The sequence below is a fragment of the Phormidium tenue FACHB-1052 genome (genome assembly GCF_014696675.1).
GTDB classification, from domain to species: Bacteria; Cyanobacteriota; Cyanobacteriia; order Phormidesmidales; family Phormidesmidaceae; genus Nodosilinea; species Nodosilinea tenuis_A.
In genome coordinates this window covers 114,663-135,883 of the sequence record NZ_JACJQN010000009.1, presented here as the reverse complement: position 1 = coordinate 135,883, position 21,221 = coordinate 114,663, and the positions used below count along the sequence as shown (strand labels likewise).

The window sequence follows — 21,221 nt, the reverse complement described above, 5'->3', positions numbered from 1 at the left end:
TCTCGTCAATGGATCATAGTAGATGAATCATAACAGCCTCCCTCCTGCCGGTTTCGTTCGCCCCTAACTCACCCATGCTGACCCTCGCGATCGCCATTGTGACCATGTTGATTGGCTCCGCCCTATGCTCCTGTAGCGAAGCGGCACTGCTCTCGGTGCCCGTTCTTAAAGCCCAACAACTAGCTGAGTCAAAAAAGCCCGCTGCCATAACCTTGCTGGCCATTCGCCGCAAGATCAACCGGCCCATCGCCACCATTGTGATTCTCAACAACCTGTTCAACATTGTGGGCAGCGTCCTAGCCGGGGGCATTGCCGCTACGGTTTTTAACGATGCACTGCTGGGGCTGTTTACTGGTGTATTGACCCTACTCGTCATCTTATTTGGAGAAATTTTTCCTAAGGTTTTGGGAGAGCGCTACGCTATCCCCGTCGCCCTGGCTGTGGCTGTGCCTGTGCGGTGGGTAACCTGGCTGTTTACGCCAATAGTGCTGCTGCTTGAGAAAGTTACAGCCCCCCTCGTGGGTGACGGCAACCGCCCTAGCACCGATGAGGCCGAGATCAAGCTGCTAGCCACCATCGGCCATCAAGAGGGCATCATCGAAGCCGACGAAGCCGAGATGATTTTGCGGGTGTTTCGCCTCAACGATATGAAGTCGGTCAACATCATGACGCCCCGAGTAGCCGTCACCCACCTGCCTGGCGACCTCACCATTGCCGAAGCCGAGGCCCAAATCCTCAACTCCCAGCACAGCCGCATTCTGATCAGCGACAACGACATCGATCGCATTGTCGGTCTAGTGCTCAAAAACGAGCTGCTCACCGCCCTGATTAGCGGCCAGGGACACCAGTTGCTCAGCCAGGTGGCCCGCCCAGTGCGCTTCGTTGCCGAGGCCGAACGGGCCGACAAACTGCTGCAAGACTTTCAAACCGCCCGCGAGCACCTGGCTGTGGTGGTCGATGAGTACGGCGGCGTGTCGGGGGTTGTCACCCTGGAAGACGTGTTAGAGGTGCTGACGGGCGAGATCGTCGATGAGACCGATCGCAGCATCGACCTGCAAAAACTGGCCCGTCAACGTGGCCGACAAATCCTCAGCACCCGTGGCTTCAACGACTCTTCAGAAAACTAGACTCATCCCCGCCTCTCGGTTTAAAGCTGGCTTTCCTCCGCCGAATCTGTGTTAACCACCCCTGATTCATATTCTTTGAGCAGAAAAAAAGCTGATTCAGCTCTTTAGCAAATAAGCATCTTGTCAAGGGCGTTTTCACTAAAAGTATGGGTTATTAGGCCCACTGTTAACTATCATTTCGGCGACAGGGATCAACAGATTCAAGGGCTATATTGAATGTGGAGCTGATGAAGCTCCCCTGGCAGATAAAACAGCCAAAAGTCAACCCAGAAAAAGGAGTGAAACGCTGTTAGCTCTTAATCTGTCTCGTTCAAGCGACAACACCCAACGCTCCAACCAACCCTTCCTTCAGTAGCAAATGGGAGTCTTAAGCACGACAAATTTATCCTCATTTGAGGCGTAAGTTTTGTCCCTTATCTCCACGAAAGCTCAACCTAAAACAGGAAGTTCTTTGGTCAAGAGAATGGGTGTTGTTGTTTTAAAAGAAATCAACGGCCTGATTTTTTTAGGCGCTTTCTATAGCTTTGTCTCGGTGCTGCTTGGGCAACGGTTTGTTACAGTCGGAAAGGCAACCCTCTCCCCATTTCCTTCCCCATGGAGCATTTCCCCGAGGTTGAGCTAGCGCCTGGTGCCCTCTGGATCAAAATTCAGCAGCAGACGCGCCACGCCCAGCGCTGTGGTGCCCTTCAACCCATCGACACCCGCTATGAGTTTTTAGAGCAGGAGGGCATGCGGTTTTTGGTCAGAATTTTGGCCAACTTGGCCCGCAAAGAAAAAGCTGACCTGGCCCAGCAGAGCCAGCAACGGCTGGGCAAACCCGCCAATCCGTTTTTGCCCTACGACCCAGACCTGTTTGTAGCCAACCTGTCGGCCACCCACCTGTGTCTGCTCAATAAATACAACGTGGTCGATCACCACATTTTGATCGTCACCCGCGCCTACGAAGATCAAGATAGCTGGCTGACCTTGGCCGATTTTGAGGCCCTAGCCACCTGTATGGCCGACATTGACGGGCTGGCCTTTTATAATGGTGGCCGCTTGGCAGGGGCCAGCCAGCGCCACAAACATCTTCAGCTGGTGCCGCCGCCCCTCTGCCCCGATCGCAGTCCTCTGCCCCTGGCAACCGTGATCGCTGATCTAGGTCTCAATCCCGATTCCCCCGACCCGGTGGCCTCTCCCGAGTTACCCTTTCGCCACGCTATTCTGCCCCTGGGCAACACTCCGTCTCCAGCCGGTAAGGCGCTGTTGAGAGCCTACCAGACCCTCTTGTCTCACTTTGGGATCGACGGCAGCGAGCCGCCCCAGGCGTTTCCCTACAACCTGCTAGTCACTTGCGACTGGATGATGATGGTGGCTCGCCAGCAGGAGCATTATCGGTCGATTCCAGTGAATTCGCTGGGGTTTGCGGGGTCGCTGCTGGTCAAAAATTTAGAGCAGTTTGACCTGCTCAAAACCCTTGGCCCGATGACAATTCTCAAACAGGTGGCCTGCCCTGAGCTGTCTGACCGTTAGTAGTGGGCTGTCAGCCTACTCAAACCCTCATTTTTAGCTTTGATGCTGCCCCAGAAAAGAATGTCTGACCCAATCTAAAAGGGTAGGCAGAATTTGGTATTGGGCGGAGTTTTAGCTCATTTTGGAGAGAAATCGGTACACTTATCAGTAGAACAGGCTTACTCAACCCTTTAGCTCCGGGAGCTGGCCGTGCCGTCAATCATCGGGATTCTGGCGTTAATCATTATTGGCTACACCGTTGGCTCGGTACGCATTATCAATCAAGGTACCGAAGCTCTAGTAGAACGACTGGGGCGCTACAACCGCAAACTCAAGCCGGGGCTAAATTTCATTGTGCCGGTGCTCGACTACATTGTGCTGCGCGACAGCGTGCGCGAGCAGATTCTCGATGTGGCCAAGCAGGGGGCGATCACTAGAGACAACGTGTCGCTAGAAGTTGATGCGGTGGTGTACTGGCGCATCTTGGAGCTAGAGCTGACCTTTTATGCCATTGAGAACGTCGAGCAGGCCATTCAAGAACTGGTCACCACTACCCTGCGATCGGAAATTGGCAAGATGGAGTTTGAAAAAACTTTCTCCTCTCGCGATGAGTTAAACCGGGCGTTGCTCTCCCAGCTCGACGAAGCCACCGAGCCCTGGGGGGTGAAGGTCACACGGGTCGAAGTGCAGGAAATTATTCCCCCTGAAGAGGTGCGGCGATCGATGCAGTTGCAGCAGGCGGCGGAGCTAAAAAGCCGGGCCATGGTGCTCGAAGCCCAGGGGGAACAGGAAGCCGCCATCAAGCGGGCTGAGGCAACAGTGCGATCGATTCAAATGCTCTCCCAGGCGCTGCAAAACCAGGGTGACACCTCCGAGATTTTGAACTATTTGCTAGCTCAGCGCTATGTCGAGGCCAACCAAAGACTCGGGGAGAGCGAAAACTCCAAGGTGGTCTTTATGGATCCTAAAATGTTGACGGAGGGTATAGTCGAGCTGATGCATACGGATACGGCCTCTCCCAAGAAAGACTCTGATGACTTCCCCAGCCGCCGTCGGTAGCACCCCTACGGTTAAAACATCGCTACCATAGAGAATTGTGCATTCCCTGTGGCCATGACTGTTTCTCCTCTGTCTTCTACTGACTCATCTCTTGTAGATGCTGTTGCCCAGGCAACTCCTTCAACAGAGGCAGCATTGCCAGCGCCCTTGCTGGGGAAATCTTTGGAAGAACTGACCGAGTGGGTGCAGGCCCAGGGGCAGCCGAGCTATCGCGGCAAGCAGCTCTACCAGTGGATCTATCAACAGGGGGCGCGATCGCTCCAAGACATCACCGTCTTCTCTAAAGCCTGGCGGCAAGCCATGGCTCACATTGACCTAGGTCGCTCTGCCCTGCACCACCGGGTGGTGGCCAGCGACGGCACGATCAAGTATTTGCTCAGACTGGCCGATGGCCAAATCATTGAAACCGTGGGCATTCCCTCGGCCAAGCGGCTGACGGTGTGCGTGTCGTCGCAGGTGGGTTGCCCCATGGCCTGCGACTTTTGCGCCACGGGCAAGGGCGGCTTTATGCGTAACCTGGCCACCCACGAAATTGTCGACCAGGTGCTCACGGTTCAAGAAGACTTTGGCCAGCGGGTCAGCCACATTGTGTTTATGGGCATGGGCGAACCGCTGCTGAATGCCGCCAACACCGTGGCCGCCATCCGCTGTCTCAACCGGGATGTGGGCATTGGCCAGCGGGCTATAACCCTGTCTACGGTCGGGGTGCCGGGCCGCATTCGCGCCCTGGCGGCGGAGCAGCTCCAGGTCACCCTGGCGGTGAGCCTGCATGCCTCCAACCAGGCCCAGCGTTTGCGGCTGATCCCCAGCGCTGGGGCCTATCCCTTAGAGGTGCTGCTCGACGAATGCCGCGAGTACGTGCAGCTAACGGGGCGACGGGTAACCTTCGAATACATTCTGCTGGCAGGGCTCAACGACCAACCCACGAACGCTGCTGAGCTGGCTCAGCACCTGCGCGGCTTTCAAAGCCACGTCAATCTAATTCCCTATAACCCCATTGATGAGGCCGACTACCAGCGCCCCAGCGAAGTGAGCATTCGCACCTTTGTCGCCGAGCTAGAGAAGCGCAAAATTGCCGTCACCGTGCGCTACTCGCGCGGGCTAGGGGAAAACGCCGCCTGTGGGCAACTGCGCGCCTCCCGACGGTAGGGCTATGTCGGTGGGGAGATCTCGCTCGAATTGGCGGGTTTCTGCGCTTCTGAACCCTGAATAGTTTGTTAAGTTGTGAGTCATACGATTTTGCTACCTGCTGCTAAAGGTGGCTGAGTCATCTTCGTCTCTGTAGGTTTGCATGGCCCTAGCTCCTCTACCACCGCTAACATCTCTAACGACCAACCCCTTAGATGTGTCTAACTGGTTGCTGACCCTGTCGCAGGTGCGGATGTCAGTGCATGGACAAGATCGTCTGCCGCCCCAACAGCCGATGGTGGTGGTGAGCAACCACCGCAGCATTATGGATGCGCCCCTGGTAATGAGCGCCGTGGGGCGTCCGGTGCGGTTTGCCTGCCACCACTACATGAGCCAGGTGCCAGGTCTACGTACGGTCATTAACGCTCTGGGTTGCCTACCCTTGGACGCCCCTGACAAAGGCCAGACCGCCTTCTTTCGTCGAGCTAGAAAGGCGCTTAAAGAAGGGGAAGCGGTGGGTATTTTTCCGGAGGGGGCGGCCCCAATGGTGCATAAAACTACCCCCGATAATCTCAACACCTTTCATCGAGGGTTTGCCCAACTGGCTCTGCGGGCACCGGTGGATGAGCTGGCGATTGTGCCGGTAGCGATCGCCGCCCACCGCGAGACCAATAACTCGCTGGTGCCCCTGCGGTTGCTCAGCCTGTTCGACTCGGCGGAACCCCTGTTTCAGCAGCCGGGGTGGCATCCGGCGGTGTTTTACCACGAGGTGGATGTGATGATTGGCCGCCCAGTGCGGGTGGATGACCGGCTGCGATCGCACTACCACAGCAAAGGCAAAGGCGCTTTGGCTTCAGAGCTGACCCAGTGCTGCCAAGAGGAAGTTGCTATGCTGCTCAAGCAGGGGTGTTACTAAGGTGCTTTTGAGGCCTCAATAGCTATAACTGTATTGGTCGGCTTGTTGTTAAGCCTGTCGTCACTCCTACGTCTCCATGCCTGAACCTGCCATTCTTAAGCTCTATGCCCCCGTTGGGAAAAATCCCCAGCATCCCCTGTTTATTTATTTCCCCGGCATGGATGGCAGCGGCGAGTTATTTGAGCTCCAAAGCGTCGGGCTTAAATCTCACTTCGACATTCGCTGCCTGGTGATTCCGGGCGATGATATGTCGTCTTGGGAAGGTCTAGCCCACCAGGCGGTGCAGCTGATTCGCCAGGAAGCGGGAACTGCCCCGGTATACCTCTGCGGTGAGTCATTTGGTGCTTGCTTAGCCCTGCGGGTGGTCGCGTTGGCCCCAACCCTGGCCAGCCACCTGGTCTTAATCAATTCTGCCTCGGCATTCCACCGTTTTCCGTGGCTGCACTGGGTGGCCAGCCTCACCCCCTGGGTTGCTCCGCCCCTGTATCAAAGTTCTGCCTTGACCAGTCTGCCGGTGCTGGCCAACCTCAGCCGTATTGGAGAGGTCAGCCGCCAGGCGCTCATGCGGGCGATGGGGGGGGTGAGTCAGGCCAGCGCTGCGTGGCGGCTGTCCCTGCTGTCACAGTTTCGCCTAGAGCCTCTGCGCCTGCACCGGGTGACGGCACCAACTCTGCTGGTGGCCTCCCTGGGCGATCGCCTGCTGCCCTCTTTAGAAGAGGCCCAGCGTTTGGCTGCGTTACTGCCCAGCTCCCGCATTTACCCCCTGCCCCACAGCGGTCACGTCAGCCTGCTCGAAGACGGCGTTAACCTAGGGGCCATCATGGGAGCGGTAGGGTTTTTGCCCAAGGGTGCGATCGATAGGGAACCGTCAGCCGAAGAAATCCAGCGCGAGCCGATTGCGTCCTAGTAAACCGCTAGGGCAAGCGAGTCTCTAGGACTGTCCTTTGCATAGCGTCTCCCCCACCTTCCTCATCCCCTCACCAACTCCACCACCGTCACCTCCGGCGGACAGCCCAGTCGCCCCGGCGCATAACTCCCCAGACCCCGGTTAACGTAGAGCTGGTTTTGACCCACAGCGTGCAGGCCTGAAACCCATTCCCAGTGACGCACTATTTTGGAGCGGTTGCGTTTGCGCTTGAGATAGGGCAGATCGAAGGGCAGCTTCGACAGCACCGACAGCCGCAGGGATTGGATGAGTGCAGCCACAGGGCCAATCATCGGCAGCACAATCTGCCCGCCGTGGGTATGGCCAGAGAGCTGGAGATCGACTCGCCAAGGAGCTAAAAACTCTGCTGTGTCGGGGTTGTGGGAGAGCACCAGCCGGGGCTGAGTGGGAGATAGCGAGTCGAGCAGTGGCGCTGGGTGAAACTCTCGCGACCAAAAATCGGCCAGACCCACCACGGGCAGATCGTCGCCTAGGGGGTAGGCAATGTCGTTCCACAGAGCGTGAATGCCAGCCTGCTGGAGCGATCGCAGAATTGTCTTACGCCCCTTTTGGGTAACGTTGTCGTGGTTGCCCAACACCGCCACCGTGCCAAAGCGGCTTTTCATCTGGCTGAGGTAAGTCACCAGGTCAAAAATAGGGGTAGGGTCTCGGGTCACATAGTCGCCCGTTAGAGCAATCAGATCGGGGGCTAGCTCATTGACGCGATCGACCACCTGCCGCAACAGCCGGGGCGAGAGCCGCTGCCCGTCGTAGTGAAAGTCAGAGAGCTGCACAATGCGACATCCCTCTAACCGCTGAGGCAGGTCGCGAATGGGGATAGTTACCTTTTCAACGGTCAGGGAGCCGGTCAGAAGAGGTCGCATGGCTAGTGAAGACACATCATTCGCACGCTAGCCCGTTTATCCACTGGTTGCCATGGACTTGGAATATTCTTCAGCCAGCTTTATCAAACCCGCCTACCACTGAACCGCTAGCTTCGTGCTTTGCTCAAGTTAGGTAGAGAGGGCCGTGTAGCTGGCCCAGGCTTTGAAGAAGAAGTATCCCGAGAGCAGGGCCAGCAGCAGGCGAAACATGACGTTGACGGTCTGGTCGGGCAGGCGAGGCAGGTAGCGGGTGCTCACCTGCACCCCGATCGCCCCCGCCGCCCCCAAAATTAGGCCAGTAATCAACAGCACGTTACCGGCCTGGGCATGCCACAGACAGGCCCACAGCCCAGTAATCACGATCGCCCCCAGGCTGGTCTGCACGGCTACTTTAATCGGCTCTTGCAGCAGCAAAATTTGCAGCGGTACCATCACCACACCGCCGCCGACGCCAAACAGCCCGGCCAAAAACCCCGCCAGCCCGCCAATGCCGAGGCGAAATACCGTGGGCGAGATTTGCGGCGATCGCGCCTTGGGCACCGCAGCCGCCTTGCCGGTTTCAGCCTTTTGGGCCTGACGGATGACCTGCTTTTTGATGCCAATCAGATAGATATTGAGCAGCAGAAACAGGCCAAAAATCCCCAGCAGCGCATATTCGGGCAGGGCCGTGGCCAGCTTTTGGCCCAGGTAAGCGGTGATCAGGGCAGGCAGCCCAAGCATGGCGACGTTGCTGAGGTTGAGAAAGCCCATACGCCAGTTTTGCACGCTGCCAACCAGGGAAATTAGGGCGATCGCCAGGGTGCTCGTTCCCACTGCCTGCACGCCAGACAGCCCCAGGGCCACCATCACTGGCACCATCACCGTGCCACCGCCAATGCCCAAAAACCCCGCCAGCACCCCGGCGAGTAGCCCTGCCAGCGCTAAAATTAATCCACTTCCCAAAGCAGTCTCCCCGGCCATTCAGCTCTGAACTATATTTACGATCAGCGGGGTGTCTAGTCGTAACAATATTTTTAATGAAGACCTTGATCGACACCTAGCAGGACGCCCAAACATAGCATGTAGAGACCTCATAAGTCTTGTGGGTGCTAGATAATCCTTATATTAAGGGCGTTATTTCGTAATCTTGGCAGATAAGCACTTCGTTTTCTGGCTTGATCATCAGTGCTACCGGCCACCATTAAGAAAACTGGGGTTTGTCCAACAATTATCCTATTTATTGCATTCAAAACTAGTTGTTATCGCCTAGTTGTGTTGAATAATGCGAAAGTTGTATGGGTTTATCTAGTAGCTCTAACACTTGTTCATAAGTAGGTTCTTCTACATTAATTAACCATGTTTCACAAAGTTTTAGGATTCGCTGACGGCGAAAACCTCACACTCCGATATCAGGAAATGGTCGAAAACGGATGTATTCCTACAGATGAAGTGTTTCACATCCCGGACCTTGTGGTCTGGCATCCCAAGATAACAGAGCAGTACTACTGCGACTTCACTCGCCTATCTTTCTATCAAACCGTAGTTGGAGCCGAGGAGCAACTTGATTGGTACAGGCAGGAAATTTCTAAAATTCAGTTTTCATACTCGACTGGTGGAGGTGATTCCGCACTTGAGGGTACAGGCAGTCTATATCCAAAGCTCTTCAAAAAAGCAAAGAAAGGTAAAAAAACCAAGAGTGTGGATATAAATCTCACCGTCGATATGATGCGATATGCCAACGATAGAAAGTTTGATGCACTGCTCTTACTTAGTGGTGATGGTGACTATCTCCCTCTTGTAGAAGAACTAACTCGGCAAGGCAAGCAAGTCTGGCTAGCAGCATTCTCAAGTGGTCTAAGTCAAAGGCTGCGCTTCGCCGCCGACGATTTTACTGACCTTGATAAATTGTTCTTTCAGCACAACTCGTCCGCCATCCCCTTGCAACCCTCACCAGCATGAATTCACTTAGCAAATGCAGCACCATACATAGCTCAGCTCCTAAAACACTTACCACCACCCTCATTCGGCGCTGCAACTGAGGTTTACTTACTTACTCAATTTGGCAACGTCTTATGAGTATGACTTACTCAAGCAGTTAGATCGCCAGTTGCAACGCGAATATAGTTCAAGCCTGGGCAGCAGCCACGGGAGCAACAAATTCCTCTGGCCCCAGCAGTGAAATGCAGGGGGTGTGGAAAAATTCTTGAGCGACGGCTTCGGCGTCGAGCACCGTCACCGCTGCCACCATGTCTTGAAACTGCTGGTCGTACTCGACCCCCAGCCCCAAAATTTCGTACCAGCCCAGCAGTTGGGCGATCTGGGCGTTGGTTTGCTTGCCCAGGGCGTACTGGCCCAGCAGCTTGTTTTTAGCCGCCTGAAGCTCGTCGTCGGAGAGCACCGTCTCTTGCAGCCGTTCTACCTCAAAGCGCAGCCCCTCTAGGGCCGTAGCGGCATTCTCTGGGGCGGTGCCAATGTAGGCGACAAACTGCGACAGCCCCAGCCGGGTGGGGTAAAAGGCCGACACGTCGTAGGCTAGGCCCCGTTTTTCGCGCAGTTCGACAAATAGGCGGCTAGAGAGACCGTTGCCTAGGTAGGTGTTGATCAGCTTGAGGGCAGCGTAGGCGGGGTGCTTTACCGGGGCTGCTGGGTAGCCCACCATGACAATCGCCTGGTTGGTGTCCTGGGCCACCATTGAGCAGGTAGCGGCGGGAGTCACCGAGGGCAGGGTCAAGGCCGGAGCTGGTATCGCCGGAGCCTGCCAATCTCCCAGGGCCTTCTCGACCTGGGCCAGGGCGGCTTCGGGGCTAATGCGGCCCACAATCGTAACCACAACGTTGTCGGGGCGCATGTGCTGGCGATGAAAGTCGCTCAGGGCCTGCTGGGTAATGGCCGCAACCGAGGCCTCGGTGCCAATGCCGGGCAGGGCGTAGGGGTGCTCGCCGTACATGTCCTGGCGGAGGCGGTTGAAGGCAATGGTGAAGGGCTGCTCCTGCATGGAGCGAATTTGCTGGAGGGTGAGTCGCCGCTCCAGGTCGATTTCGTCGAGGGGAAAGCTGGGCTGCCGCAGCAGGGTGGCGGCCAGGGCAAAGATTTCGGGAAAGTCGGCGGAGACGGTTTTGAGGCTGATGACGCTGTAGTCGGCGGCGGCATCAGTGCCCAGGCTGGCCCCCACCGACTCGACGGTTTCGGCGATCGCCATCGAAGAGAGCGTCTCAGTGCCCTTGGTCAGCAGCCCCATCAAAAAGCTCACTAGCCCCGCCTGGTGGGGAGCCTCAAAGGCACTCCCAGCCCGAATAAACAGCCGAGCGGAGACAATATCAGCGACGGGGTTTTCGAGAACAATCACTGTTAGGCCGTTGTCTAAAACGGTGCGGTGCAGGCGCGGCGCTTGAAGAAGAGAAGCTGTCACAGGGCAAGAGGTTAATGAAAAGAACAGTGAACGATTTTGAAGCGATCTGGACCGACGGCCTGGGCGATCGCGGCGCTGGCCAGTCTAACTATAGTCTGCCCAGGCGGCATCAGGCTGGACGCAGAATAGTGGACACGTAGCGCAAGGGCGTGAGGTACTGAGCGGCGAGCGATTGCAGTTGGTCGCTGGTGTAGCGCTTCAGGGTGGGAACGTAGCTCAGGCAGCGATCGGCGTGGGCAATGGTGCCGTAGTAGCCGTAGAGACCTGCCAGCTGCCCCGGCGCTTCGGTCGAAAAGGCGTAGTCGTTGCAGAGCAGGCGTTTGGCGCGGGCCAGTTCGGCATCGGTAATGGGTTTAGCCGCCAGTTCGCTAATGCGATCGCACACAATTGCCTCTACCCGGTCCACATCCTTACCGTCAAGCCAGGCCTGAATGGTAAACAGACTGCAATCGCGCTGGAGGGAAAATCCGGCGCTAATGTCCTGCACCAGCTGGCGGTCTTCCCGCAGCTCGCGCACCAGGCGAGACGATCGCCCTTCCGCCAGAATGGCCGCCAGCAGGTCTAAGCCGTAGGCGGTTTCGAGCTGAGCGATGCCGGGGGCCAGCCAGGCGATGCACAGGCGCGACTGCTCAAGGCGCGGCAGGTGAAGGGTTTCGCGGCGCACCCCCGGCAGGCAGGGGATGGGCGCGATCGCCGCAGCTGGGCAGGGTGGCGGCGCGGCAAAGCCGCGAAAGGCATGCTTTACCATAGCTACCGTGGGCTCCAAGGGAATGCCACCCGCAATCACCACCGTCATGTTGTTGGGCTGGTAGTGGGCCTGGTGAAAGCAGCGCATCTCTTCAGGCGATCGCTGCTGCAAAATTTCTGCCGTACCCAGCACTGGCCGACCGTAGGGATGGTCTTGATAGACCAGCTCCGACATCGCCTGGTAGCCCAGCCAGTCGGGGTCATCCTGGGCCTGACGAATTTCTTCGAGCACGACCTGCCGCTCACGGCCAAACTCATCGGCGGGGATCGCCGCGTGCAGCAGCAGATCGGCCAGATAGGGCAGCGTATGCGTCAGCATGTCGGCGGCGATGGTGATGTAAAAGTGGGCGTAGTCGTGGCTGGTGGCCGCGTTGGTCATGCCCCCCTGGGTTTCGATCGCGTAGTCAAACACCCCTGGCGGCAGCTGATCGGTGCCCTTAAAAATCATGTGCTCTAAAAAGTGGGCCATGCCCGCCCACTCCGCCGGTTCGGTACTGGCCCCGGCTTTCACCCACACATCGGCCACTACCACGGGCGTAGCCGCAATCTCCTGGTGGATCAGGGTCAGCCCGTTCTCTAAACGAATTACACTGGCGGGAAAATCAACCGAATTCAACGGTGCAGGCCCTACAAGAAACCACCAAGCCACCTTAAAACTGACTTGCCAAGCGATCGCAGCATTCGGGTTTGAGGCTAGCTATGCTGTCAATACTAGCGCTCAAGTAAGCTAAATCACATTTCAAAAGCAATTCCCCCACCTACGAGAGGCAGGGGAATACCAAAAATCTTGAAGGCCTCACCGCAACGCCGTCTTACCTCAGTTTCCGACCTGGGAAAACCAGGGGGGTGCCGTGGCATTTGGCTTAAAGTTTCCGAGTACAAGCTCGGTTTACTGCCGCCGGTGCAACTTGGCTCCCGTTCGGAACAAACATAGATCGACAAACATTGTTGGTAGTCACCAACGCCGTAGTGAGACCTCCTCTACTATAACCAACAGCCCGGGGCAAACCGCAAGGGGAAAACCGACCTTAACCGACCCGCCATCCCTACCACCGTGATCTACCATAGGCAGCACCGGGCCTAAGCCGGTGTCTTCAACCTCCTCAAACCCCTATGGTTCCTGACGACTCTGCTTCCCTAGCCACAACCGAGGCCGCCGCCGCCCCAGATACGGCTCCGGTCGAAGCCTCGGCCCAGGCCGATTCCAATATCCCGGCGGCCTCTAATATGGGCTCCCTTGAGACTCCAGAGACCCCAGATGCGGCGGACTCTGCGCCCCCTACACCTGTGCCCCCGATCGACCCTCGCACCCAGCTGCGGCTGCGCAACGACGGCGATCGCCTGGTGCTGCTCATGCCCAACGGTCCCCAGGTTGAGGCTGAAGGGGGTGCCCTGTCGTGGGGCGAGCTTCTGCAGCACTTTAAGCAGCGGCTGAATGGCGGTGAACCCTTTTGGCAGCCCAATACGGTGGTGCACCTGGCTGCCCGCGATCGCCTGCTCGATGCCCGTCAGCTCCAGGCGTTAGAAGAAATTCTCACCGCCGCCCAGCTTACCCTCAAGCGGGTTGCCACCAGCCGCCGTCAGACCGCCATGGCCGCCGTGGCCGCAGGCTACTCCGTAGATCAGCTTGAAGCAGAAGATACCCTGGTGCAGTCGCCACCAGCCCCCGGCAAGCCCCTAGCTGAACCGCTGTATCTGCAAACCACCCTGCGGGGCGGGGTCGAGATTCGCCATCCCGGCACGATTGTGGTGATGGGGGATGTCAACCCCGGCAGCTCGCTAGTAGCGGAGGGCGACATTTTGGTGTGGGGGCGGTTGCGCGGGACGGCTCATGCAGGGTCAGGGGGCGATCGCAGCCGCTGCATCATGGCCCTGCAAATGCACCCTACTCAGCTGCGTCTAGCCGATCTGGTAGCCCGTGCCCCCGATGGCCCCACCGGAGACTACTTACCCGAGGTGGCCTACGTGGGCGATAACGGCATTCGCATTGCCCAGGCCCAGGCTTTTGCCCAGCAGCACTTCAACGCCACCCTAGAGCAGGGCGCACAGCTCACCGATGCCTTTAAGGTCTAGGCTCTAGAGCGTCGTAGTGTCGTGAGAAACTTCAGGATCGCTCCCCCCAAATCTTTCTGTAGCCACAACCTCACATACCCCCCTTTTTTAGGGGGCAGGGGGGATCCTCTAAATTCGCAGTTCTCAGCCTGCACCCATAGCGTATTATTAACGGTTGTTTTCGTCGGGTAGTTGGTTCTTTAAGGAAAGTTGGGTTCGTCCATGACTCGCATTATCGTAATGACCTCGGGCAAAGGGGGCGTTGGCAAGAGCACCTGCACCGCCAACCTGGGCATGGCCCTGGCCCAGCGTAACCAGCGGGTCGCCGTCGTCGATGCCGACTTTGGCCTGCGCAACCTTGACCTGCTGCTGGGCTTAGAGAATCGCATCGTCTACACCGCCCTCGACGTGCTGGCGGGCGACTGCACAGTCGAAAAAGCCCTGGTCAAAGACAAGCGCCAGCCCACCCTGGGTTTGCTGGCGGCGGCCCAAAACCGCAACAAAGAGGCCATCACCCCCGACCAGATGAAGCAGCTGGTGGCGGGTCTGGCCCCCAGCCATGACTTTATTTTGATCGACTGTCCAGCGGGCATTGAGATGGGGTTTCAGAATGCGATCGCCCCGGCCAAAGAGGCGATCGTCGTCACCACCCCCGAAATTTCTGCCGTGCGCGACGCCGATCGTGTCATCGGCCTGCTTGAAGCCAACGATGTCAAGTTCACCAAGCTGCTGATCAACCGCATCAAGCCCAAGATGGTGCAAGAAGACCAGATGATGTCGGTGCGCGACGTGCTCGATATTCTCGCCGTGCCCCTGTTGGGCGTGGTGCCCGACGACGAGCGAGTGATTGTCTCCTCTAACCGGGGCGAGCCCCTGGTGCTCGACAAGCAGCTCTCCCTGGCTGGAGTCGCCTTTAACAACGTGGCTCGCCGCCTACTGGGTGAAGAGGTGCCCTTGATCGACCTCAACGCTACCCACGACGACTTGTTCAGCCGCCTGCGCCGCTTCTTTCGGGGCTAGGGCCAGTTATTGCCATGGTGTTTGATGTTTTTTCTACCTAGCCGCCAGTGCCGATGCTAAGCGAACTTCTCGATAAGCTGTTTAACCGCAGCCGTAATCTGACCCCCAGAGCCGAGGTCAAGCAGAGGCTACAATTTGTGCTGGCCCACGATCGCGCCGACCTCACACCCGAGATGGTCGAAAAAATGCGCAAAGAGATTCTCGAAGTCGTTTCTCGCTACGTCGAACTCGACCAAGAGCATTTAGAATTCACCCTCGAAAGTGACCAGCGGATGACGGCACTGATTGCCAACCTGCCCATTCGCCGGGTGCGCCCTGAGATGCCCCCAGTCGAAGCGATTGTTCCCCCTGCCACTGCGCCTGAATCTGCTGCCGAACCAGCGCCTGCGGCTGAAGCTACTACCAGCGTTGCCTCCTCTGAAACTGAACCCGACAAGGCTGTGGAACCCACAGCGTCCCCCAATCCCGCAGCATCCACCGAACCCCCACCGTTCACCGATCCCACCAAACCTGCTGCCCCCAGTGATGAGTAATGCTCCCGATGCCTGTGATTCTCTGGCCGCCTGTGTAGAAGCCCTGGCGCTCAACACCATTCAGCACCACGTGTTGATCTGTGCCGACCAGACCAAACCCAAGTGCTGCGACAAAGCCGAGAGCATTGTCGCCTGGGACTATCTCAAAAACCGTTTAAAGGAACTGGGGCTAGATCGACCCACCGCCGAGCGGCCAACCTCAGTCTTTCGCACCAAGGCCAACTGCCTGCGGGTTTGCCACAAAGGCCCTATCTTGCTTGTCTATCCCGACGGCGTCTGGTACCACAGCGCCACTCCAGCGGTAATCGAGCGCATTATTCAAGAGCACCTGATCGGTGGCCAGGTCGTCGATGAATTTGCGTTTCTGATACATTCGTTATCCTGATTTGCGTAGGGCGATCCAACGGTTAGCGCTTATTGCGCTGCTGCTTCCCTACAACCAGACACCACCACAATCATTGCAACGAGCAGAAAGGCAGTGATGCGTTTTTTGATTCTGTCTAGTATCCGCAATATTGAGCAAATGGCTCAACCCATCCATATAGTCCATGGATTTCGTCGTAAGCCATCCCTTGCGAACTGCCAAGAGCCGCATCCGCTGCCGCCTGATCGCCTCGCTCAGTCGCCTCCAGATAGTCAACCATAAAGTCACGAGTGACCATAATGCTACCCAGCGTCTGCTGATAAAGCCCCTGGAGAGTAGTATCTGCGAAGCTCTGCTCCTCTAACTGTTGAATTTCACTATTCAAAACTGCAACCAGACTTTCCACCAGCTCCGGCTGACTATTGCTGCGATCATGTTCTGATGACGTGAAACGCTCGTTAAAACGAGTTAGGGAAGTGTTAAACCGTTGGCATTGAGCTTGGGTAGACTCGATACTGGCAGAAGACGGCTCATCTGCGGCAGTGCTCTGCCACGCGCAGCCCACCATCACCAAAGCCAAACTCAGTAAAAAGAAACGGATTTTCATGACCAATTAGCAAAAACAACGCCAAACCTGCACTAGGCTCACGGCAAATCTAACCACCCACTCCAACCCTTAATCCCGCCTGTCAGTCAGATTGTTAATTGGCCTATAGCAACCCAACGTGAATGGTGAGAAAGCGACTAACGAACGGGTTAGAGGTATTGTTGCCCGCTCCTCCAGGCAGTTGCAGATTCCTTACCCGTGAAGCTTGGTATAATCCCCGGCAGACCTATGGGGTAACAACAGCATGGCAGACTGGCGGGTGATTGAGGGGGGCATTACGGCACCCAAAGGATTCCAGGCCGCAGGGATTACCGCAGGGCTCAAACCCTCTGGTGCGCCTGATTTGGCTTTAATTTACTCGGACTGTGAGGCGATCGCAGCGGGGGTCTTCACCACTAGCCACGTGCGCGCCGCCTGCGTTGACTACTGCCGCCAGCGCCTCGAAGCTCGCCCCAGCGCCCGCGCCATTCTGATCAACGCCGGTCAGGCCAACGCCTGCACCGGCAACCAGGGCTGGGTCGATACGGTCGAAAGCGCCGCCTCCCTCGGCTCGGCTCTCAACCTGCCCCCCGAGGCCGTGCTGATCGCTTCTACCGGGGTAATCGGCCAGCGGATCAAAATGGAACAGCTGAAGGCAGGCATTCCCAAGCTGGTTGAAAGTCTGTCGTCCGAAGGCTCCGATGCTGCCGCTGGAGCGATCATCACTACCGATCTGGTGCCCAAGTCGGTGGCTATGGAAACTACGATTGGCGATCGCCCCGTGCGTATCGGCGGCATCGCCAAGGGTTCGGGCATGATTCACCCCAACATGGCCACCATGCTGGCCTTTGTCACCTGCGATGCCACCGTGTCGCCTACCCTGTGGCAAGATATGCTGCGCCGCGCCGCCGATCGCAGCTTTAACCAGATCACCGTAGACGGCGACAGCAGCACCAACGACACCCTAATCGCCCTAGCCAATGGCGAGTCGCGCACCCCCGCCATCACCGACGAAGGGGCTGAGGCCGACCAGCTCGAAGCCATGCTCACCGCCGTCTGCCAATACCTGGCCAAGTGCGTCGCCCGCGACGGCGAAGGGGCCACCTGTCTGATCGAAGTCACCGTCACCGGGGCCGTTACCGCCGCTGCCGCCGGTCAGGTGGCCAAGACCATTGCCGGGTCATCCCTAGTCAAGGCGGCCATCTTTGGCCACGACCCCAACTGGGGCCGCATTGCCGCCGCCGCTGGCCGAGCCGGTGTCACCTTTGACCAGAGCGACCTGCGAATCCAGCTAGGCGACTTTTTGCTGATGGAGCACGGCCAACCCCTGGGCTTCGATCGCCCCGCCGCCAGCGCCTACCTGACGGCGGCCACCCAGGGCGACTATTTGAAGACCGACACCGTTGCCATTGGGGTCAGCATTGGCGATGGCCCCGGCAGCGGCCAGGCCTGGGGCTGCGATCTGAGCTACGACTACGTCAAGATCAACGCCGAATACACGACCTAGCCCAGCGGTATGGCTGCCGGTTTTGAGCACCCCTTTTGACCCTGACTGAGCCATCATAGGGGCCTCCAAAGGCCATGGCATCGAGCCCTTTCGAAACAGTCTCCGACCTGCTTTATCCCGGCAGGACGGGCACCTTGCTGTCTAGGCGAGTTGCCTGCTCTACGAATTTTCGCGCTTCGAAAGGACTGCTGCTATACGGCGCTGAGGGTTAGTTAGTTGTGAAAACGAGTCTATAGAAGCGGGCTCAATCTAAATTTCCAGGTAATGTTGACAGTAGCGCTACGCAACCTGCTATATTATCAAAGCGAAAGCAATGGGGTGTCGCCAAGTGGTAAGGCACCGGGTTTTGGTCCCGGCATTCCTAGGTTCGAATCCTAGCACCCCAGTTTTGAGTCACTCATCTTCGTCTTCCTCATCCTCAATGGCTTGAATGGCGAGGAGAATTTCTTCTTCCTGAATTTCGAAATCTGCCTCAGCTACCTCACCCATGTCAAAGGCGAGTTGGAGGGCGAGCAGCTGCTTTTGCAGACTTTCAAGATCGTTGGTGGGCACATCGGCCTGCTCTAGCAGTTTGTTGGCAACCCAGCTAATGCCCTCGATGGGGCCGAGCACCGGGGCAAAGAGAAGTTTAAACAGCATAGAAAGAGGAATATTAAGGTGCAAGGTTTAAGGTTTGGGTGCGAGGATCACCTCGCACCCAAACCTTAAACCCCTAGTTGAGCTGGGCGAAATTATAGGGAGCGGTGAAGTTGTTATAGCGAATGCGCAGGCGATCGCCAAAGGTGCTGTCTATGGCATCCACCGCCTGGCTAAACTCGGCCTCACTCTCCCAAGGAATCAAGAAAGCAGCGTTGTAGATCATGACATCGGTTTGGGGTGCGTTTTCGAGCACGTCCTTTGCCAGCGGGGATAGCGCTTGGCGAAACTGATCAACAATTCCCTGCTTGCGCTCCTCTAGGGCCGATTCAATCTGCTGACCGATGAAAATCACCTGCTCCATGCCCAACTGGGTGCCCTCTAGCTGGTCGCGCTGAGCCCGCAGGTCGGCATTTTCGGCCATCATCATCTCCAACTCGGTGGAAGGTTCCCACTGCACTTTAATACTCACCTCGCGGCAGCCGTTGAGCCGCCCAAACAGTTGGGTGAGGTCTTCCGCGTAGGGAGTCACCAAATCTTCCTGCACCTGGTTCCAGCTTTCGACAATCAGACCAAACTGAAGCGGCAGCAGCGTGCGGTGGCCCTGCTCCATGGCGGCTTCTAGCACCTTTTCGTGGCCCAGCAGGTTCTTGCGGCTCGATAGGTAGCGCTTCTGGCAAGCTAGGGAATAGAGAAAGGTAAAGTCGCCTAGCTGTTGAGCCTGTACCACCTGCTCGTCTAAGCCCATCAGGGGTAGCTCGGCGGGGCCAGGGGCCGGGAAAATACCGTAGAGATAGTAGCGATCAGCCATAGGACAGGTCTCTTGGGGGATGCCCCTAGGGTGCCCTAAACCCTGAGTGTCTTCGACAGGGTGGCAAGAGCGGCTGGGGCAGTGGAGCGATCGCTCCTACCGTCCAACGATTGGGGAAAGGCTGCGATTAGGGCGATCGCAATTCAAACAACAGCGAATGAAAATCTCTAGGGGTAACTCGCTATAGTGTGTGAGGCATTGTCTTGGCGGGTTAGGAGGTCACAACCATGACAACGGCATCGCGTACAATCCCAGGCTGGCTCAGTCGTGACACCTGGCGTAGCCAGGCTAGGCGACTGGTGGCCCTGATGCTGGTGATTTTAGTTGGCCTAGCCAGTGCCGGTTGCGACCCGACTCGGTTTGCCCAAGCCAGCGCCGATGTGCCCCGCCTGGTAATGAGCGCTCTGAGCGATCCAAAAACCTTCAACCCCATTCTCAGTCAGGAGTCGCCCAACATTTTTGGGTTGACCTTTGAGGGGCTGACCACCACCGACGGTATTAGCGGCGAAACCGTACCCGCCCTGGCCGAAAGCTGGGAGATCTCCGACGACGGCACCATCTTAGTATTTACCCTGCGCGATGGGCTGCGCTGGTCTGATGGCGAACCCCTGACCGTAGACGACGTGGTCTTTACCTACGATGTGCTGTTCAATCCAGCCATTCCGACCAACAGCCGCGACGGGTTTCGCATTGGCACCGCAGGGCGCTTTCCTCAAGTCAGCAAGGTAGATGACCGCCGGGTGCAGTTTACGCTGCCCGAACCCTTTGCTCCCATGCTGCAAAACACGTCTTTGGAAATTATCCCCGCCCACATTTTACGGTCTACGGTAGAGGGCACCGATGGCCAGGGCAACCCCCTGTTTCTTTCGACCTGGGGCACCGACACGGCCCCCGGCAAAATTGTGGGCAATGGCCCCTACCAGTTAGCCCAATATATTTCCGGGGAGCGACTGGTCTTTGAGCGCAACCCCTACTACTGGAGAAAAGGCGACCAGGGCGACCAGCAGCCCTACATTGAGCAAATTGTCTGGCAAATTGTCGGCTCTACCGATACGGCTTTCTTCCAGTTTCGCTCGGGCGGGTTAGACCTAGAGAGCGTGTCGCCCGACTTTTTCTCGCTGCTCAAGCGCGAAGAAGCGCGCGGCGATTTCACCATCTACAACGGTGGCCCTGGCCTGGGCACCAACTTTTTTGCTTTTAACCTCAACCGCGCCAGCCGCAACGGCAAGCCTCTGGTCAATCCGGTTAAGTCGGCCTGGTTCAACAGCGTAGCGTTTCGCCAGGCGGTCTCCTACGCGATCGATCGCCAGACCATGGTGAACAACATTTTCCAGGGCCTCGGTCAACCCCAGACCTCGCCGATTTCGGTGCCCAGCCCCTTCTTTGCCCCGCCTGAGATGGGCATTCGCACCTACGACTACGACCTTGAAAAAGCAAAACAGCTGTTGCTGGCCGATGGGTTTCAATACAATGCCGCCAACCAATTGCTGGATGCCGAGGGCAACCGGGTGCGTTTTACGCTGATCACCAACTCCGGCAACAAAATTCGCGAATCGATCGGGTCGCAGGTGAAGAATGACCTGGCCAAGCTGGGCATTCAGGTCGATTTTCAGCCCCTGGCCTTTAACTCGCTGGTCGATCGCCTCACCGACAGCCTGGAGTGGGAGGCTCTGGTTCTAGGCCTCACGGGCGGCATAGAACCCAACGGCGGTGCCAATGTGTGGCTGCTTGACGGTGCCCTCCACGCGTTTAATCAGAATGCTGGCCCTGGCCAAGACCCCCTGGATGGCTGGCAGGCCGCCGACTGGGAGCGCCGCATTGCCGATCTCTACATCCAGGCCGCCCAGGTAATCGACGAAGGTGAACGCTTTGAGTTGTACAAAGAAACCCAAAAGCTCACCCAGGAATATCTGCCGTTTATGTACTTGATCAACAACCTGTCGCTCACCGCTGTGCGCAACCGAGTGCAGGGGGTGAAGTATACGGCTCTCGGCGGCGCGCTCTGGAACATCCATGAACTAACTGTTGAGTAGGCTATCCCTTGGGT

The 21,221-nt window shown here is 57.3% G+C and carries 20 protein-coding genes, 1 tRNA gene and 1 other RNA gene; 14 read left to right on the top strand and 8 right to left on the bottom strand.

The genetic code is table 11. From position 1 onward, the window contains the following. The first annotated feature begins 74 nt into the window (after nt 1-74). From H6G07_RS13790 to H6G07_RS13765, 6 genes are all read left to right on the top strand, one after another. Nucleotides 75-1,127 (top strand): hemolysin family protein, encoded by a 1,053-nt coding sequence (locus H6G07_RS13790; protein ID WP_073608735.1) that lies wholly within the window; start codon nt 75-77, stop codon nt 1,125-1,127. A 594-nt stretch (nt 1,128-1,721) separates the two neighbouring features. After that, the gene (locus tag H6G07_RS13785) at nt 1,722-2,639 is read left to right on the top strand and encodes an ATP adenylyltransferase family protein (protein WP_073608734.1); all 918 of its coding nucleotides are present in this window, start codon (nt 1,722-1,724) and stop codon (nt 2,637-2,639) included. Between the two features lie 189 nt (nt 2,640-2,828). After that, entirely contained in the window at nt 2,829-3,677 is an 849-nt protein-coding gene (locus H6G07_RS13780) for an SPFH domain-containing protein (protein WP_073608733.1), read from the top strand. A 54-nt stretch (nt 3,678-3,731) separates the two neighbouring features. Next, the gene (gene rlmN / locus H6G07_RS13775; RefSeq protein ID WP_199312082.1) at nt 3,732-4,826 is read left to right on the top strand and encodes a dual-specificity RNA methyltransferase RlmN; all 1,095 of its coding nucleotides are present in this window, start codon (nt 3,732-3,734) and stop codon (nt 4,824-4,826) included. A gap of 142 nt (nt 4,827-4,968) precedes the next feature. Further along, nucleotides 4,969-5,721 carry a lysophospholipid acyltransferase family protein gene (locus tag H6G07_RS13770; protein ID WP_073608731.1) on the top strand — a complete coding sequence of 251 codons (753 nt, stop codon included), beginning with the start codon at nt 4,969-4,971 and terminating at the stop codon, nt 5,719-5,721. Between the two features lie 76 nt (nt 5,722-5,797). After that, a complete protein-coding gene (locus H6G07_RS13765; protein WP_073608730.1) occupies nt 5,798-6,628 on the top strand; it encodes an alpha/beta fold hydrolase in 831 nt (276 codons plus the stop codon). Between the two features lie 62 nt (nt 6,629-6,690). Here H6G07_RS13765 and H6G07_RS13760 read toward each other — a convergent pair whose 3' ends face one another. Together H6G07_RS13760 and H6G07_RS13755 are read right to left on the bottom strand one after the other, a co-directional pair. Continuing rightward, nucleotides 6,691-7,530: a metallophosphoesterase gene (locus tag H6G07_RS13760; protein WP_073608729.1), complete on the bottom strand. Its 840-nt coding sequence runs from the start codon at nt 7,528-7,530 to the stop codon at nt 6,691-6,693. A gap of 129 nt (nt 7,531-7,659) precedes the next feature. Beyond that, a complete protein-coding gene (locus H6G07_RS13755; protein ID WP_171973021.1) occupies nt 7,660-8,490 on the bottom strand; it encodes a sulfite exporter TauE/SafE family protein in 831 nt (276 codons plus the stop codon). Nucleotides 8,491-8,865: 375 nt separating this feature from the next. Here H6G07_RS13755 and H6G07_RS13750 point away from each other — a divergent pair, with 375 nt between their 5' ends. Continuing rightward, nucleotides 8,866-9,468 carry an NYN domain-containing protein gene (locus H6G07_RS13750; RefSeq protein WP_073608728.1) on the top strand — a complete coding sequence of 201 codons (603 nt, stop codon included), beginning with the start codon at nt 8,866-8,868 and terminating at the stop codon, nt 9,466-9,468. 166 nt (nt 9,469-9,634) lie between these two features. Here H6G07_RS13750 and H6G07_RS13745 read toward each other — a convergent pair whose 3' ends face one another. The 3 genes from H6G07_RS13745 to ssrS all read right to left on the bottom strand — a co-directional run bounded on the left by H6G07_RS13745 (nt 9,635) and on the right by ssrS (nt 12,641). Next, entirely contained in the window at nt 9,635-10,918 is a 1,284-nt protein-coding gene (locus H6G07_RS13745) for a M16 family metallopeptidase (protein ID WP_073608727.1), read from the bottom strand. A gap of 109 nt (nt 10,919-11,027) precedes the next feature. Then, a complete protein-coding gene (locus H6G07_RS13740; protein WP_073608726.1) occupies nt 11,028-12,281 on the bottom strand; it encodes a M16 family metallopeptidase in 1,254 nt (417 codons plus the stop codon). Between the two features lie 176 nt (nt 12,282-12,457). Then, a non-coding RNA gene (ssrS, locus tag H6G07_RS13735) (6S RNA) lies at nt 12,458-12,641 on the bottom strand. 137 nt (nt 12,642-12,778) lie between these two features. Between ssrS and minC the strand changes: the two genes are divergently transcribed. From minC to H6G07_RS13715, 4 genes are all read left to right on the top strand, one after another. Then, nucleotides 12,779-13,738 carry a septum site-determining protein MinC gene (minC, locus tag H6G07_RS13730; RefSeq protein ID WP_073608725.1) on the top strand — a complete coding sequence of 320 codons (960 nt, stop codon included), beginning with the start codon at nt 12,779-12,781 and terminating at the stop codon, nt 13,736-13,738. 201 nt (nt 13,739-13,939) lie between these two features. Then, nucleotides 13,940-14,737 carry a septum site-determining protein MinD gene (gene minD / locus H6G07_RS13725; RefSeq protein WP_073608724.1) on the top strand — a complete coding sequence of 266 codons (798 nt, stop codon included), beginning with the start codon at nt 13,940-13,942 and terminating at the stop codon, nt 14,735-14,737. A gap of 53 nt (nt 14,738-14,790) precedes the next feature. Continuing rightward, complete coding sequence (gene minE / locus H6G07_RS13720; RefSeq protein ID WP_073608723.1) at nt 14,791-15,270, top strand: cell division topological specificity factor MinE; 480 nt, start codon at nt 14,791-14,793, stop codon at nt 15,268-15,270. Continuing rightward, a complete protein-coding gene (locus H6G07_RS13715; protein WP_073608722.1) occupies nt 15,263-15,655 on the top strand; it encodes a (2Fe-2S) ferredoxin domain-containing protein in 393 nt (130 codons plus the stop codon). The genes minE and H6G07_RS13715 overlap by 8 nt, the downstream gene beginning before the upstream one ends. Before the next feature lie 115 nt (nt 15,656-15,770). On the opposite strand, the gene H6G07_RS13710 is transcribed toward H6G07_RS13715, so the two are convergent. Beyond that, the gene (locus tag H6G07_RS13710) at nt 15,771-16,241 is read right to left on the bottom strand and encodes a hypothetical protein (protein WP_073608721.1); all 471 of its coding nucleotides are present in this window, start codon (nt 16,239-16,241) and stop codon (nt 15,771-15,773) included. A 244-nt stretch (nt 16,242-16,485) separates the two neighbouring features. Here H6G07_RS13710 and argJ point away from each other — a divergent pair, with 244 nt between their 5' ends. After that, nucleotides 16,486-17,727, top strand: coding sequence for a bifunctional ornithine acetyltransferase/N-acetylglutamate synthase (argJ, locus tag H6G07_RS13705; protein WP_073608720.1), 1,242 nt, complete (start codon nt 16,486-16,488; stop codon nt 17,725-17,727). Nucleotides 17,728-18,041: 314 nt separating this feature from the next. Then, a tRNA-Gln gene (locus H6G07_RS13700) sits at nt 18,042-18,113 on the top strand. Nucleotides 18,114-18,120: 7 nt separating this feature from the next. Here H6G07_RS13700 and H6G07_RS13695 read toward each other — a convergent pair. Together H6G07_RS13695 and gvpF are read right to left on the bottom strand one after the other, a co-directional pair. Beyond that, nucleotides 18,121-18,366, bottom strand: coding sequence for a gas vesicle protein GvpG (locus H6G07_RS13695; RefSeq protein WP_073608719.1), 246 nt, complete (start codon nt 18,364-18,366; stop codon nt 18,121-18,123). A gap of 73 nt (nt 18,367-18,439) precedes the next feature. After that, complete coding sequence (gvpF, locus tag H6G07_RS13690; RefSeq protein WP_073608718.1) at nt 18,440-19,174, bottom strand: gas vesicle protein GvpF; 735 nt, start codon at nt 19,172-19,174, stop codon at nt 18,440-18,442. A 227-nt stretch (nt 19,175-19,401) separates the two neighbouring features. Here gvpF and H6G07_RS13685 point away from each other — a divergent pair, with 227 nt between their 5' ends. Then, nucleotides 19,402-21,207 carry an ABC transporter substrate-binding protein gene (locus H6G07_RS13685; protein ID WP_084173182.1) on the top strand — a complete coding sequence of 602 codons (1,806 nt, stop codon included), beginning with the start codon at nt 19,402-19,404 and terminating at the stop codon, nt 21,205-21,207. Nucleotides 21,208-21,221: the final 14 nt, after the last annotated feature.

Coding starts and splice junctions, on each gene's coding strand:
- H6G07_RS13790 (WP_073608735.1), top strand. CDS start 75: ATGCTGACCCTCGCGATCGCCATTGTGACCATGTTGATTGGCTCCGCC.
- H6G07_RS13785 (WP_073608734.1), top strand. CDS start 1,722: ATGGAGCATTTCCCCGAGGTTGAGCTAGCGCCTGGTGCCCTCTGGATC.
- rlmN (WP_199312082.1), top strand. CDS start 3,732: ATGACTGTTTCTCCTCTGTCTTCTACTGACTCATCTCTTGTAGATGCT.
- H6G07_RS13770 (WP_073608731.1), top strand. CDS start 4,969: ATGGCCCTAGCTCCTCTACCACCGCTAACATCTCTAACGACCAACCCC.
- H6G07_RS13765 (WP_073608730.1), top strand. CDS start 5,798: ATGCCTGAACCTGCCATTCTTAAGCTCTATGCCCCCGTTGGGAAAAAT.
- H6G07_RS13760 (WP_073608729.1), bottom strand. CDS start 7,530: ATGCGACCTCTTCTGACCGGCTCCCTGACCGTTGAAAAGGTAACTATC.
- H6G07_RS13755 (WP_171973021.1), bottom strand. CDS start 8,490: ATGGCCGGGGAGACTGCTTTGGGAAGTGGATTAATTTTAGCGCTGGCA.
- H6G07_RS13750 (WP_073608728.1), top strand. CDS start 8,866: ATGTTTCACAAAGTTTTAGGATTCGCTGACGGCGAAAACCTCACACTC.
- minC (WP_073608725.1), top strand. CDS start 12,779: ATGGTTCCTGACGACTCTGCTTCCCTAGCCACAACCGAGGCCGCCGCC.
- minD (WP_073608724.1), top strand. CDS start 13,940: ATGACTCGCATTATCGTAATGACCTCGGGCAAAGGGGGCGTTGGCAAG.
- minE (WP_073608723.1), top strand. CDS start 14,791: ATGCTAAGCGAACTTCTCGATAAGCTGTTTAACCGCAGCCGTAATCTG.
- H6G07_RS13715 (WP_073608722.1), top strand. CDS start 15,263: ATGAGTAATGCTCCCGATGCCTGTGATTCTCTGGCCGCCTGTGTAGAA.
- H6G07_RS13710 (WP_073608721.1), bottom strand. CDS start 16,241: ATGAAAATCCGTTTCTTTTTACTGAGTTTGGCTTTGGTGATGGTGGGC.
- argJ (WP_073608720.1), top strand. CDS start 16,486: ATGGCAGACTGGCGGGTGATTGAGGGGGGCATTACGGCACCCAAAGGA.
- H6G07_RS13695 (WP_073608719.1), bottom strand. CDS start 18,366: ATGCTGTTTAAACTTCTCTTTGCCCCGGTGCTCGGCCCCATCGAGGGC.
- gvpF (WP_073608718.1), bottom strand. CDS start 19,174: ATGGCTGATCGCTACTATCTCTACGGTATTTTCCCGGCCCCTGGCCCC.
- H6G07_RS13685 (WP_084173182.1), top strand. CDS start 19,402: ATGACAACGGCATCGCGTACAATCCCAGGCTGGCTCAGTCGTGACACC.